11 protein-coding genes are annotated in these 13,806 nt (G+C 71.4%); all 11 read right to left on the bottom strand.

Annotated elements, in window-relative coordinates; genetic code table 11:
• Positions 1 to 40: 40 nt before the first annotated feature.
• Positions 41 to 2,023: a hypothetical protein gene (locus ASG45_RS11535; RefSeq protein ID WP_055837414.1), complete on the bottom strand. Its 1,983-nt coding sequence runs from the start codon at positions 2,021 to 2,023 to the stop codon at positions 41 to 43.
• 244 nt (positions 2,024 to 2,267) lie between these two features.
• Positions 2,268 to 3,461, bottom strand: a complete 1,194-nt coding sequence (gene metK / locus ASG45_RS11525) for a methionine adenosyltransferase (protein ID WP_055837408.1) — start codon at positions 3,459 to 3,461, stop codon at positions 2,268 to 2,270.
• A gap of 121 nt (positions 3,462 to 3,582) precedes the next feature.
• Positions 3,583 to 3,837 carry a DNA-directed RNA polymerase subunit omega gene (gene rpoZ / locus ASG45_RS11520; RefSeq protein WP_055837405.1) on the bottom strand — a complete coding sequence of 85 codons (255 nt, stop codon included), beginning with the start codon at positions 3,835 to 3,837 and terminating at the stop codon, positions 3,583 to 3,585.
• A 342-nt stretch (positions 3,838 to 4,179) separates the two neighbouring features.
• Positions 4,180 to 5,085 (bottom strand): guanylate kinase, encoded by a 906-nt coding sequence (gmk, locus tag ASG45_RS11515; RefSeq protein ID WP_055837399.1) that lies wholly within the window; start codon positions 5,083 to 5,085, stop codon positions 4,180 to 4,182.
• Positions 5,078 to 5,938 (bottom strand): orotidine-5'-phosphate decarboxylase, encoded by an 861-nt coding sequence (pyrF, locus tag ASG45_RS11510; RefSeq protein WP_055837396.1) that lies wholly within the window; start codon positions 5,936 to 5,938, stop codon positions 5,078 to 5,080. Before pyrF ends, gmk begins: the two co-directional genes overlap by 8 nt.
• Positions 5,935 to 9,222, bottom strand: a complete 3,288-nt coding sequence (gene carB / locus ASG45_RS11505) for a carbamoyl-phosphate synthase large subunit (protein WP_055837393.1) — start codon at positions 9,220 to 9,222, stop codon at positions 5,935 to 5,937. The genes pyrF and carB overlap by 4 nt, the downstream gene beginning before the upstream one ends.
• Positions 9,215 to 10,384, bottom strand: coding sequence for a glutamine-hydrolyzing carbamoyl-phosphate synthase small subunit (carA, locus tag ASG45_RS11500; RefSeq protein WP_055837389.1), 1,170 nt, complete (start codon positions 10,382 to 10,384; stop codon positions 9,215 to 9,217). The genes carB and carA overlap by 8 nt, the downstream gene beginning before the upstream one ends.
• Complete coding sequence (locus ASG45_RS11495) at positions 10,381 to 10,884, bottom strand: PH-like domain-containing protein (protein ID WP_055837386.1); 504 nt, start codon at positions 10,882 to 10,884, stop codon at positions 10,381 to 10,383. Before ASG45_RS11495 ends, carA begins: the two co-directional genes overlap by 4 nt.
• Positions 10,881 to 12,203 (bottom strand): dihydroorotase, encoded by a 1,323-nt coding sequence (locus tag ASG45_RS11490; RefSeq protein WP_055837383.1) that lies wholly within the window; start codon positions 12,201 to 12,203, stop codon positions 10,881 to 10,883. Before ASG45_RS11490 ends, ASG45_RS11495 begins: the two co-directional genes overlap by 4 nt.
• The gene (locus ASG45_RS11485) at positions 12,200 to 13,168 is read right to left on the bottom strand and encodes an aspartate carbamoyltransferase catalytic subunit (protein WP_055837379.1); all 969 of its coding nucleotides are present in this window, start codon (positions 13,166 to 13,168) and stop codon (positions 12,200 to 12,202) included. Before ASG45_RS11485 ends, ASG45_RS11490 begins: the two co-directional genes overlap by 4 nt.
• The gene (gene pyrR, locus ASG45_RS11480; RefSeq protein WP_055837376.1) at positions 13,165 to 13,695 is read right to left on the bottom strand and encodes a bifunctional pyr operon transcriptional regulator/uracil phosphoribosyltransferase PyrR; all 531 of its coding nucleotides are present in this window, start codon (positions 13,693 to 13,695) and stop codon (positions 13,165 to 13,167) included. The genes ASG45_RS11485 and pyrR overlap by 4 nt, the downstream gene beginning before the upstream one ends.
• Positions 13,696 to 13,806: the final 111 nt, after the last annotated feature.

The following is a 13,806-nucleotide window of genomic DNA, read 5'->3' as shown; positions in this document are numbered from 1 at the left end:
AGCGGGCTGTGGGGAGCGGGTGGTCGGGATCGCCACGCGCTCACAGGTCGGGCTCGGGGATGTCGAGACGAACTCTGAGCGTACTGCGCGGCTGGGGACCTCGATTCTTCCGCGACTTGCGCGCGCGCAGAGCGTCGGCGATCACTCCGGCCCGCAGGGCCTCGGCCACCGCGCGTCCCTGTGCGTAGTCGAAGCGCACCAGCGCCCGGGAGGTGGCGACGTCGGGGGTCTCGGAGGTGTCGACCGGGCCCAGGATGGCGAGCGGGTCGAGCTCGGGCACCGTCTCGCGCAGTGACGCCAGCAGCGCGTCGACGCTGCGGGTGTGCCCGTCGACGCTGGCCACCCGCACGGCGGGCGGCATGCGCAGCGGTGCACGGTCGATGAGCTCGCCGCGCGCGTAGGCCGGCTGAGTCCAGGTCGCCAGCGCCCGGGCGACGGGTCCGGCGACCCCGACCAGATGCACCTGAGCGCCCGGGGCGGCGAGGGCGGCGGCGTTCGACCACCAGCGCAGGCAGCTCTCGGCGATGCGTAGGGCCTCGCTCTGCAGCATGCGGTCACCGTCGAGCAGGATGACGGCGCGGTAGCCCTTGCGTGCCAGGGGCTCGGCCCCGCGAGTGGCGATGATCAGGGCGGGCTGGTCGTCGACCTCGGCCACCGGGTGCGCACCGTCGGCGACGATCACCCGCGTGTTCGGGAACGCACGACCGAGCTCGTCGGCGGTGCGCTCGCTGCCCGACGACGCCATGCGCAGCTTGGCCGACCCGCAGTGCCCGCACGTCCAGGCGTGGGCACTGCGCCCGCACCAGGAGCACACCGGGGTCGCCCCCGGCCGCGCGGCGCGCAAGGGCCCCGCGCAGTGCGCGCAGCGGGCCGGGCGACGGCAGTCGGCGCAGACGAGCGACGGCGCGTACCCGGGACGTGCGACCTGCACGAGCACGGGACCGCTCTTCAGCGCCTCACGGGCCGCCGCGAACGCCGACGACGGGACGCGCGACATGCGCTGCTCGCCCTCGCGGGTGGCGCTGAGGACGATGCGCGGGCTGGGGCGACGGGTCTGCACGATATCACGGACGTACCCCACCTCGACCAGGCGCTGCACGTCGGTCGTCCGGGTGTGCCCGGCGAACAGCAGGGCGGAACCCTCGAGCTCCTGCCGCACCAGGGCGGCGTCGCGCGCGTGCACCCCCGGGGCCAGGGGCTCGGCGAGCAGGGAGTCACCGTCGTCCCAGATGGCCACGAGACCCGTGTCGTGCGCCGGGGCGTACACACCGGATCGACGACCCACCACGATGCACGGCACCGGGGCGAGGGCACGCAGATACTGCGCGTAGCGGGCGGGGCCGGACTGATCGGAATCGTCGCGCACGATGGCATCCGGGGTCACCAGCTCGGCCAGAGCCGCCAGCAGCTGCGCCTGATCGCGGTAGTCGGGAACGACGAGCACGGCGCTGCGTCCCCGGGCCAACGTGTGCACGGCGGCGGCGGCCAGAAGATCGGCCCACGCGCCGCGCGGCAGGTCGGCACTCGGATGCGGAGGGGCATCGACGGCGATGCGCTCGCCGCCGTCGATCGCCGCGGCGAGGTCGGCGTAGGGGGCGAGCAGCTCGTGGGCGCGCTCGAGGGCGGCGGGAACGACCTCGGGCGGTTCGGGGGCGGGGGCGGCCGCCCAGGCCTTCTCGGCACGCACCATGCGCTTGGGGACGGCCAGGCGCAGCACGTCGCTCACCGATCCCGCCGCGCGGTCGGCGACCCGCCGCGCGAGCGTGTACAGCCGCTCGGGCAGCACCGGCATCGGCGAGACGACTGTCTCGATCGACGACAGGGGGCGCTCGCTGCCGTCATCGGCCACGACCTCGACGACGAAGGCGTCCATCATGCGGCCGGCCGAGCGCAACGGCACCTTCACCCGCACACCCGGTGCGACGTCGCGGACGAGCGGGTGCGGCACGGCGTAATCGAACAGGCGATCGAGCTGCGGTACGGGCGACTCGAGCTGCACGCGCGCCACGCGGCGCTCGCTCACGAGCCATCTCCGCGGGCGTGACCATGCGCAGTGCCCAGGCCCGCGGTGCAGAGGCCCGCGGTGCTGAGGCCCGTGGCGCCGACGCGCGTGCTGCCGAGACCCGCAACGCCGACGCCCGGAACGCCGACCATGCTGGCGCCCGCCTCGCCGACTCGCGCGCCGCCAAGACCCGCGACACCGATGCCCGCAACCCCGAGACGCGCAACGCCGACGGAGCCGCGTGGCCCGCGGCCGTGCAGCACGCTCAGATCCCGGCGGCGGCGCGCAGCTCGTCGACGCGGTCGGTGCGCTCCCAGGTGAAGTCGGGCAGTTCGCGGCCGAAGTGGCCGTAGGTCGCGGTCTGCGCGTAGATCGGGCGCAGCAGATCGAGCTGGTCGACGATGGCCTTGGGGCGCAGGTCGAACACCTCGCGGATCGCGCGCACGATCACGTCGTCGGCCACGTGCGCCGTTCCGAACGACTCCACGTACAACCCGACGGGATTGGCCTTGCCGATGGCGTAGGCCACCTGCACCTCGAGGCGGTCGGCGAGGCCCGCGGCGACGGCGTTCTTCGCCACCCACCGCATGGCGTAGGCGGCCGAGCGGTCGACCTTCGACGGGTCTTTTCCGCTGAAAGCGCCGCCGCCGTGACGGGAGGCCCCGCCGTAGGTGTCGATGATGATCTTGCGACCGGTGAGACCGGCGTCGCCCTTGGGGCCGCCGATGACGAACGGGCCGGCCGGGTTGATGTAGTACTTGACGTCGGGCAGCTCGAGACCCGTCTCGGCCAGCACGGGGTCGATGACAGTGGCCTGGACCTCGGCGCGAAGGTCTTCTTGCGAGATGTCGGGGTGGTGCTGCGTCGACAGCACGACGGAGTCGACGGTGCGCGGAACCAGGCCCTCGTAGCCGAGCGTGACCTGCGTCTTGCCGTCGGGGCGCAGGAACGGGAGCGTGCCGTCTTTGCGGACGGATGCCAGGCGCTCGGCGATGCGATGGGCGGTCCAGATCGCCATCGGCATGAGCTGCGGGGTCTCGTTCGTCGCGAAGCCGAACATGATGCCCTGGTCGCCCGCGCCCTGCAGATCGCGGGGATCGACCGAGCCCCGCTCGCGCTGCTCGAACGCCTTGTTGACGCCCGCGGCGATGTCGGACGACTGTGCGCCGATCGAGATCGAGACGCCGCACGATTCGCCGTCGAAGCCCGTGTCGCTGGAGGTGTAGCCGATGCGGTTGACCACGTCGCGCACGATCGCCGGGATCTCGACGTAGGCGCTGGTCGACACCTCGCCGGCGACGTGCACGAGACCGGTCGTGACGAGGGTCTCGACGGCGACGCGACCGGTGGGGTCGTCGGTGAGGATGGCGTCGAGGATGCTGTCGGAGATCTGGTCGCAGATCTTGTCGGGGTGTCCTTCGGTGACGGACTCGGACGTGAACAGGCGCAGGTCGGTCAAGGCGACTCCGGGAGGGTAGCGAGGTGGGGACGGGCACAAGTATGCCCCGGGCGGCGCACGGCCGTCCGGGGCATCGTCACATCTGTGAACAGTTCACGTGTGAGCGGGTCTCGCCGGGAGATTACTCCGCAGCGCGCAGACGCAGCTTGTCTTCGTGGATCTCGTGCAGCGCGATCGTCAGCGGCTTGTCTTCGACGGTCGAGTCGACGAGCGGCCCGACGTTGTCGAAGAGGTTGCCCTCGTGCAGGTCGGAGTAGTAGTCGTTGATCTGACGCGCACGCTTGGACGCGTAGATGACCAGCTGGTACTTCGAGTCGACCTTGTCGAGCAGTGCGTCGATGGGCGGGTCGATGATGCCCTTGTCACGTCCGGCCATGGGGAACCTCCTGGTTCGGCGGGATGGGGTGGATGCGGCGCCGGAAGCGCCGAAGCATCCTCGTATTCTAGCCGACGCGGGCTCGGACTGTGCCGAGGGCCCGCCGCGGCGTGTGCCGCGGCGCCCGGCGGGGCAGCCACGGCAGTGTCGGCCACGCCGAAGGCGCGACATCGGGGCGTGTTCGGTGCACCGGGGCGCACCGTGTCCGCCCCGTTGCACCATTCGCGCCCCAAATCGGCCCGCGCCCCCCAACCGGCCCGCGCCCCGAGCCGGCCCGCGCGCCGAGCCAACCCGAGCCAACCCGAGCCCGGCCGAACCACGCCGCAACGGGTCGGCGACGCGTCAGTGCTGCGCGGCGGCCAGGGCGACGACGTCGGCGGCGGCCGACGCGACGTCCTCGTTCACGACGCGGTAGTCGAACTCGTTCTGGGCCGCGAGCTCCACGCGGGCGGTGCGCAGGCGTCGGGCGCGCTCCTCGGCGTCTTCGGTTCCGCGTCCGACCAGACGCTGGACGAGTTCGTCCCAGCTGGGCGGGAGCAGGAAGACCAGGGTCGCCGAGGGATCGGCCGCCCGCACCTGGCGCGCGCCCTGCAGGTCGATCTCGAGCAGGGCGGTGCCGCCGTCGGCGAGCACCCGATCGATGGGCTCGCGGGGCGTGCCGTACCGGTTCTTGTTGTGCACGACCGCCCACTCCAGCAGCGCACCGGTGGCGACCAGGCGATCGAACTCGGCGTCGTCGACGAAGTAGTAGTGCTCGCCCTCGACCTCGCCGGGACGGGGCGCGCGCGTCGTCGCCGAGACCGAGAGGTGGATCTCGGGGTAGTGCTCCTTGATGTGCGCCGCCACCGTTCCCTTCCCGACCGCGGTGGGACCGGCCAGCACGATGAGGCGGCTGCGTCCGTCACGCGGCCCGGGCTCGGGCCACCGGCCGTCGAGGAAGGCGCGCAACGCGTCGCGCTGCCGGGTGCCGAGGCCCCCCAGGCGCTTGACCGGCGAGATGCCGAGCGAGGCGAGGATGCGGTCGCGCTTGCTCTCGCCGATCGCGGGGATGGCGGTGAGGAACTCGGTGACGCGCATGGCCCCGGCCGCCGACAGCGGGTCGGCGAGTCCCCGCCGCAGGAGCTCCTGCGGCGAGATCACGCGCGTCGACACGTCGCGCTTGAGCGCGGCGCGCTCGCGACGCGCCTCGACGGCGCGGCGCGAGGCGGCGGCGCGGTCGACCTCGGGCGGGCGACGGGTCTCAGCCATGCAGGGTCTCCCGGTAGAGCGCGGCGCGCTGATCGATGCGGGCGGCCAGACGATCGGGTCCGACCGCGAGGATGCTCCGGCTCTCGTTGGCCACGACCGCCTTCGCGACGTAGCCGAAGAGGCGGCCCAGGTCGGTGGGCTCGGCACCCTGCGCGCCGAAGCCGGGAGCCAGGATCGGCATGCCCGCCAGAGCGACGTCGCCGAGGCCGAAGGCGGCGCGGTCGACCGTGGCGCCCACGACCACACCGATCGGGCCCAGGGCTCCGGGCGCTCCGAGGTTGGCCTCGTTGATGTCGTGCGCGACGCGCGCGGCGACGTGCTCGTGGTCGCCGACGGCGAGGGCGTCGTCGACGATCGCGCTCTGCACGGCCCGCGCCTCGGGGTTGCTCGTCGCGGTGAGGACGAAGGCGCCCTTGCGGTGATGCACCGCCAAGGAGAGCGTGGCGCGCAGCGAATCGGCGCCCAGGTACGGTGTCAGGGTCACGGCGTCGGCTTCGAGCGGCGAGCCGGGCTCGAGCCAGGCGTGGGCGTAGCCCTCCATCGTCGTGCCGATGTCGCCGCGCTTGGCGTCGGCGATCACCAGCAGACCCGCCGCGCGGGCCTCGGCCATCACGTCTTCGAGCGCGGCGAAGCCCTTCGAGCCGTACCGCTCGAAGAACGCCACCTGCGGCTTGACCACCCCGACCCGGCCGACGGCGGCCTCGACCACCCGCAGACCGAACTCCCGGGCGCCCTGGGCCGTGGCATCCAGCCCCCACGCCGACAGGAGTGCGGCGTGGGGGTCGATGCCGACGCACAGGGCGCCGTGGGTGTCGAGGGCGGCGCTGAGCCGCTGGCCGAACGTTTCGCTCACAGACGCCCCGCGCGATCGATGGCGTACTCCTGCAGGCTCCGCACCTCGAAGCCGTCCTTCATGGCGCCGAGGGCGCTCACGGCGGCACCCAGGACGGCCATCGTGGTGAACAGTGCCTTGTCGGCGGCCACGGCCGCCGCGCGGATCTCGTAACCGTCGGCGCGGGCCGTGCCGCCGCTGGGCGTGTTGACGATCATGTCGATCTCGCCCGCGTTGATGAGGTCGACGACGTTCTGCTGACCCGACCCCTGCGTCTCGGAGTACTTCTCGACGACCTGCACCTTGATGCCGTTGCGGGCCAGGATCTCGGCCGTGCCCTCGGTGGCCATCAGTTCGAAGCCGAGCTCCTGCAGACGGTGGGCCGGCAGGATGACGGCGCGCTTGTCGGCGTCGGCGACCGAGATGAACACGGTGCCCGAGGTGGGCATGCCGCCGTACGCGGCCTCCTGCGACTTCGCGAACGCCGTCGGGAAGTCGCGGTCGATGCCCATGACCTCACCGGTCGAGCGCATCTCGGGTCCGAGCACCGAGTCGACGGTGTGACCGTCGGCGGTGCGGAACCGCTTGAACGGCAGCACGGCCTCTTTCACGGCGACGGGTGCGTCGAGCGGCACGCGGGAACCGTCGCCCTCGGGCAGCAGCCCCTCGGCGATGAGCTCGGCGATGGTGTCGCCGACCATGATGCGGCTGGCGGCCTTCGCGAGCGGGATGCCGAGGGCCTTCGACACGAACGGCACGGTGCGGCTGGCGCGGGGGTTGGCCTCGATCACGTAGAGCACGCCGGCCGAGATCGCGAACTGCACGTTGAGCAGCCCCCGCACGCCGACGCCCTTCGCGATCGCGAGGGTGGCCTCGCGCACGCGGTCGACCTCCGTGCGACCGAGGCTCACCGGCGGAAGGGTGCACGAGGAGTCACCGGAGTGGATGCCGGCTTCTTCGAGGTGCTCCATGACGCCGCCGATGTACAGGTCGGTGCCGTCGTACAGCGCGTCGACGTCGAGCTCGATCGCGTCGTCGAGGAAGCGGTCGACCAGCAGCGGCAGGCCGGGTCCGATGATCGCCTGGTCGGCGACGCGCACGAAGTAGTCGCGCAGGGCGTCGGTCGAGTAGACGATCTCCATGCCGCGGCCGCCGAGCACGAAGCTGGGGCGCACGAGCACGGGGTAGCCGATCTCCTCGGCGATCGCCACGGCGCCGTCGACGTCGATCGCGGTGCCGCTGCGGGGGGCCACGAGACCCGCCTCGTCGAGCAGACGCGAGAACAGCTCGCGCTCCTCGGCGAGGTCGATCGCCTCGGGGCTGGTGCCGAGGATCGTGTAGCCGGCGGCCTCGATGCCCTTCGCCAGGCCCAGCGGAGTCTGGCCGCCCAGCTGGCAGACGACACCGAGGATCGTGCCCGACTGCGCCTCGGCGTGCAGCACCTCGAGCACGTCCTCGAGCGTCAGCGGCTCGAAGTACAGGCGGTCACTGGTGTCGTAGTCGGTCGAGACGGTCTCGGGGTTGCAGTTGACCATGACGGTCTCGTACCCGGCATCCGACAGCGCGAACGACGCGTGCACGCACGAGTAGTCGAACTCGACGCCCTGGCCGATGCGGTTCGGACCCGAGCCGATGATGACGACCTTCGTGCGGTCCGAGGGCGTGACCTCGGTCTCGACGTCGTAGCTGGAGTAGTGGTACGGCGTGAGCGCCGGGAACTCCCCCGCGCAGGTGTCGACCGTCTTGTAGACCGGGCGCACGTCGAGGGAGTACCGGATGCCGCGCACCTCGGCCTCGTCGAGACCGCGGATCTGGGCGATCTGCACGTCGCTGAAGCCGTGGTCCTTCGCGAGACGGAGGGTGTCGGCGTCGAGGGTCTCGGCCTGTGCGATGAAGCCGGCGACCTCGTTGATGAGCACGATCTGGTCGATGAACCACGGGTCGATCGCCGTCGCGTCGAACGCCTGCTGCGCGGTCGCGCCCAGGCGCAGCGCCTGCTGCAGCACGACGATGCGGCCGTCGGTCGGCTTCTTCGACACCTCGAGCAGCTCGTCGACCGAACGCGACTCCTCGCCCCAGTGGAAGCTCGATCCGCGCTTCTCGAGCGAGCGGAGCGCCTTCTGCAGGGCGGTCGTGTAGTTGCGGCCGATCGCCATGGCCTCGCCGACCGACTTCATGGTCGTGGTCAGCGTGGTGTCGGCGGCGGGGAACTTCTCGAAGTTGAACCGCGGCACCTTGACCACGACGTAGTCGAGCGTGGGCTCGAAGCTCGCCGGGGTCACCTTGGTGATGTCGTTGGGGATCTCGTCGAGGCGGTAGCCGATCGCGAGCTTGGCGGCGATCTTGGCGATCGGGAAGCCCGTGGCCTTGGACGCCAGGGCCGAGGAGCGCGAGACGCGCGGGTTCATCTCGATGACGATGATGCGGCCGGTCGCGGGGTCGACCGCGAACTGGATGTTGCAGCCGCCGGTGTCGACGCCCACGGCGCGGATGATGTCGATGCCGATGTCGCGGAGCTTCTGGTACTCGCGGTCGGTGAGCGTCAGCGCCGGGGCCACGGTGATCGAGTCCCCCGTGTGCACGCCGACCGGGTCGACGTTCTCGATCGAGCAGACGACCACCGTGTTGTCGGCGGTGTCGCGCATGAGCTCGAGCTCGTACTCCTTCCACCCGAGGATCGACTCCTCGAGCAGCACCTCGCTGGTGGGCGAGTCGTGCAGGCCCGCGCCGCCGATGCGGCGGAGGTCGTTCTCGTCGTAGGCGAAGCCCGAGCCGAGGCCGCCCATGGTGAAGCTGGGTCGGACCACCAGCGGGTACCCGAGCTTCTCGGCGCCGGCGATCAGTTCGTCCATCGAGTGGCAGATGACGGATGCCGCGACATCGGCGCCCGCCTCGAGCACGAGCTCCTTGAAGATCTGACGGTCCTCGCCCTTGTTGATCGCCTCGAAGTCGGCGCCGATGAGCTCGACGTCGTACTTCTCGAGGATGCCGAGCTTGTGCAGCGCGATCGCCGCGTTCAGCGCCGTCTGTCCACCCAGGGTGGGGAGGATGGCATCCGGCTTCTCTTTGGCGATGATCGTCTCGATCACCTCGGGGGTGATCGGCTCGATGTAGGTCGCGTCGGCGAAGTCGGGGTCGGTCATGATCGTCGCCGGGTTGGAGTTGACGAGGATGACGCGCACCCCCTCTTCGCGGAGCACGCGGCACGCCTGGGTGCCGGAGTAGTCGAACTCGCAGGCCTGACCGATGACGATCGGGCCGGAGCCGATGACGAGGACGGAGTGGATGTCGTCGCGCTTAGGCATTCTTCTTCTCCTGGGTGGCGATAACCATGTCGCGGAAGCGGTCGAACAGGTAGTTGGCGTCGTGCGGGCCGGCGGCGGCCTCGGGGTGGTACTGCACGCTGAACGCGGGGATGTCGAGGGCGCGGAGGCCCTCGACCACGTTGTCGTTGAGACCGATGTGGCTCACCTCGACGCGGCCGAAGCCGGCGGGGCTGTCGACCACGGCGTCCAGCGGAGCGTCGACCGCGAAGCCGTGGTTCTGCGAGGTGATCTCGACGCGCCCGGTGGTCTTGTCGAGCACGGGCTGGTTGATGCCGCGGTGGCCGAAGGGCAGCTTGTAGGTGCCGAAGCCCAGGGCGCGCCCCAGCAGCTGGTTGCCGAAGCAGATGCCGAAGAACGGCAGTCCGTCGCCGAGGACGGCGCGCAGCAGCTCGACGTGCTGGTCGGAGGCCGCGGGGTCGCCGGGGCCGTTGGAGTAGAACGCGGCGACCGGCTCGATCGCGCGGATCTCGTCGATTGTCGCGGACTGCGGGAAGACGTGCACGTCGAAGCCGCGGGCGGCGAGGTTGTCGATCGTCGAGGTCTTCACGCCCAGGTCGAGCACGGCGAGGTTGCCGATGCGCTCCGCGGTGGCGGCGGTCACCTCGACCTCGGTGACGGACACCTCGGCGCTCAGGTTGCGCCCGGCCATGCCGGGAGCCTCGCGGACGCGGCGCAGCTGCTCGTCGGCATCGAGGTTCGCGAGCTCGCCCGAGAAGACGCCGCCGCGCATGCTGCCCGAGGAGCGGATGCGACGGGTGACGGCGCGGGTGTCGATGCCCGAGATGCCGACGATGCCGTCTTCGACGAGCGCGTCGTCGAGCGAGCGGTCGGCGCGCCAGTTCGACACCATGCGCGAGGGGTCGCGCACGACGTAGCCGGCGACCCAGATGCGGCGCGATTCGGGGTCCTCGTCGTTCACCCCGGTGTTGCCGATGTGCGGGGCGGTCTGCAGCACGATCTGGCCCGCGTACGAGGGGTCGGTGATGGTCTCCTGGTAGCCGGTCATGCCGGTGGCGAAGACGACCTCGCCGAGGGTCTCGCCGCGCTGGCCGTACGCGCGGCCGGTGTAGCGGGTGCCGTCTTCGAGGACCAGGACGGCGGGGTCTCGCGAGATGAGTGAGGAAAGGGTCACGGCGGTCATGCGTCGCTTCCTGTCGTGAGGATGAGGGGACGGATGGCGTCGGCGAGAGCTTTCGCCGAGGCATCCTGGGGTCGGAGGTAGGTGTCGACGACGGTGTCGTCGTCGATGCGCCAGCTGATGCGCGTCAGGCCGTCGCGTTCGACCACGCGGTCGATGGCGACGGTGGCCTGAGCGGCATCCACCAGGCGGTCGCGGGTGAGCGCGATGCGGGGCTGGCCGGGCAGGTCGAGGGCGACACCGAGGGTCGTGACCGTGATGTCGACGCGGGAGCGGAAACCGAGACCCTTGATGGCGAGGCGCTCGAGCGGCTCGTCGTGACGGGTCGTGGCGACGTAGAGCCCCGGGAACATCGCCGTTTCGACGGCGTTCTCGGGCAGCTCCCCCACCGGGGCCGTGTAGCGCGCATCGCGCCGCGTTCGTCGCACCCAGGCCCAGGCCAGCAGGGCCAGCAGCACGACGGCGACGCCGGCCATGACCAGCAGGGCGCCTTCGCGGCTCACGCGAGCACCCCGGGAGCGTCGAGCAGGGCGCCGTCGACGACCGTGGGGATGCCACGACGCACGGTCCAGCGCACCTCGCCCGGCAGCTCGCGGCCGAGGTACGGCGAGTTCTTGCTGCGGCCGCGCAGGTCGCCCACCCCGAAGGGGCGCGAGGGGCGCGGGTCGTACAGCGTGAACGACGCGGCCCGTCCCGCGGTCAGCGGGGTGCCGTGGCCGTCGAGACGGCCGATGCGCGCGGGGGCGGCCGACATGACCCGGGCGACGTCGGCCCAGTCGAGCAGGCCCGTGTCGACCATGGCCAGCTGCACGACGCGCAGCGCGCTCTCGAGGCCGACCATGCCGTTCGCCGCGGCGGCCCACTCGCAGGCCTTCGCCTCGGCGGGGTGCGGGGCGTGGTCGGTGGCGACGATGTCGATCGTGCCGTCGGCCAGGCCCTCGCGCACGGCCAGGACGTCTTCTTCGCGGCGCAGCGGCGGGTTGACCTTGAACCGCGCGTCGTAGTCGCGCACGAGCTCGTCGGTCAGCAGCAGGTGGTGCGGGGTGACCTCGGCCGTCACGTTCACGCCGCGCTTCTTGGCCCAGCGGATGATGTCGACCGACCCCGCGGTGCTGAGGTGGCAGACGTGCAGGCGCGAGCCCACGTGCTCGGCCAGCAGCACGTCGCGGGCGATGATCGACTCTTCGGCGACGGCCGGCCAGCCGGTCAGGCCCAGCTCGGCCGAGACGGCGCCCTCGTTCATCTGCGCGCCCTCGGTGAGCCGCGGGTCTTGCGCGTGCTGGGCGACGACGCCGTCGAACGCCTTCACGTACTCGAGCGCGCGGCGCATGATGAGCGGGTCGAAGACGCAGAAGCCGTCGTCGCTGAAGACGCGCACGCGCGCCCGGGAGTCGGCCATCGCGCCGAGCTCGGCGAGCCGCTCGCCCTTCTGGCCGACGGTGACCGCACCGATGGGCTGCACGTGCACGTACCCGGCCGCCTCGCCCAGCGCGAGCTCCTGCTCGACGACTCCGGCGGTGTCGGCGGTGGGCGAAGTGTTGGGCATGGCGAAGACGGTGGTGAATCCGCCGGCCGCGGCTGCTCGCGATCCGGTGAGGACGGTCTCGGATGCCTCGAACCCGGGCTCGCGCAGGTGCACGTGCAGGTCGACCAGGCCGGGGAGGGCGATCAGCCCGTCGGCGTCGACGACGGTGGCACCCGCGTGCGACAGACCCGAGCCGGTCTCGACGATGACCCCGTCACGCACGAGGAGGTCGGTGGCATCCGTTCCCTCGACGCGCGCGCCGCGGACCAGAAGCGTCTGGGAGGGGGCGTGGCTCATCGAAGGTCCTCTTTCTCGGTGTCGGGCCGCTCGCCCGCCAGCAGCAGGTACAGCACGGCCATTCGCACGGAGACGCCGTTCGTGACCTGCTCGAGCACCGTCGAGCGAGGGGAATCGGCGGCTTCGGCGGAGATCTCCAGACCCCGGTTCATGGGGCCGGGGTGCAGAACGATGCTACCGCCCGGCAGGGCCTCCAAACGCCGCGCGTCGAGACCGTAGCGCCGTGAATACTCCCGTTCAGTCGGGAAATACGCGGCGTTCATGCGTTCGAGCTGGATGCGGAGCATCATGAGCGCGTCGGGCTCTTGCGCGATGGCGTGGTCGAGGTCGTAGTCGATCTCGACCGGCCAGCCGCGGACGTCCTGGGGAACGAGCGTGGGGGGTGCGACGAGGGTCACGTGCGCGCCGAGCGTGTGCAGCAGCCAGACGTTCGACCGCGCCACCCGCGAGTGCAGCACGTCGCCGACGATCGTGACCCGGATGCCGGCCAGGTCGCGCCCGCGGCTGTCATCGCCGAACAGACGCTTGCGGATCGTGAACGCGTCGAGCAGCGCCTGGGTGGGGTGCTCGTGCGTGCCGTCGCCGGCGTTCACGACCCCGGCGGTGATCCATCCGCTGGTCGCCAGCGTCCGCGGGGCGCCGGACGCGCCGTGGCGGATCACCACGGCATCCGCCCCCATCGCCTGGAGTGTCTGGGCGGTGTCCTGCAGCGACTCGCCCTTGCTGACGCTGGAGCCCTTCGCCGAGAAGTTGATGACGTCGGCGCTCAGGCGCTTCGCCGCCGCCTCGAACGAGATGCGGGTGCGCGTGGAGTCCTCGAAGAAGAGGTTGACCACGGTCCTGCCCCGCAGCGTGGGGAGCTTCTTGTTCTCGCGGCGCTGGGTGTCGGCCATGTCCTCGGCGACGTCGAGGATCGACAGGGCCGCGGTGCGCGAGAGGTGCTGGGTGTCGAGGAGGTGCCTCATGATCCGATCGTCACCTCTTCGATGCCGTCGATCTCGGCGAGGCGCACGTTGACGCGTTCGTCGCGGGCGCTGGGGAGGTTCTTGCCCACGAAGTCGGGGCGGATCGGCAGCTCGCGGTGCCCCCGGTCGATCAGGGTCGCGAGGCGTACGGCCGCGGGGCGGCCGATGTCCTGCAGCGCGTCGAGCGCGGCGCGGATGCTGCGGCCCGAGAACAGCACGTCGTCGATCAGCACGACGACCCGGCCGTCGATGCCGCCGGCGGGGATCTCGGTCTTGCGCGGCGCCCGGGTGGGGTTGCGGTGCAGATCGTCGCGGTACATCGTCACGTCGAGCGAGCCGACCGGGACCGGCGCTCCCCCGAATTCGCTGACGAGCGGCCCGATGCGGTTCGCGAGCGTGACGCCGCGGGTCGGGATGCCGAGGAGGACGAGTCCTTCCGGTCCCTTGTTGGACTCCAGGATCTCGTGCGAGATGCGCGTCAAAGCGCGGGCGATGTCGGCATCGTGCATAACGGTGCGCGTACTCATCCGTCGCTCCCTTCTCCGCCTCACGGGACGGGGTTAAAGGTTGCTGTGGTTCGTGGTCGAGTCTAGCGGGTGGATGCCGTGACGGCAGGTCCGGGACGGTGGCGCCGTGGC

Source organism: Microbacterium sp. Leaf436 (assembly GCF_001424715.1).
Taxonomy (GTDB): Bacteria; Actinomycetota; Actinomycetes; order Actinomycetales; family Microbacteriaceae; genus Microbacterium.
Note: the sequence above shows the minus strand (reverse complement) of the source record. Positions and strands in the feature narration are given on the sequence as shown.

Coding starts and splice junctions, on each gene's coding strand:
- pyrR (WP_055837376.1), bottom strand. CDS start 13,695: ATGAGTACGCGCACCGTTATGCACGATGCCGACATCGCCCGCGCTTTG.
- ASG45_RS11485 (WP_055837379.1), bottom strand. CDS start 13,168: ATGAGGCACCTCCTCGACACCCAGCACCTCTCGCGCACCGCGGCCCTG.
- ASG45_RS11490 (WP_055837383.1), bottom strand. CDS start 12,203: ATGAGCCACGCCCCCTCCCAGACGCTTCTGGTCCGCGGCGCGCGCGTC.
- gmk (WP_055837399.1), bottom strand. CDS start 5,085: ATGGCTGAGACCCGTCGCCCGCCCGAGGTCGACCGCGCCGCCGCCTCG.
- carB (WP_055837393.1), bottom strand. CDS start 9,222: ATGCCTAAGCGCGACGACATCCACTCCGTCCTCGTCATCGGCTCCGGC.
- rpoZ (WP_055837405.1), bottom strand. CDS start 3,837: ATGGCCGGACGTGACAAGGGCATCATCGACCCGCCCATCGACGCACTG.
- carA (WP_055837389.1), bottom strand. CDS start 10,384: ATGACCGCCGTGACCCTTTCCTCACTCATCTCGCGAGACCCCGCCGTC.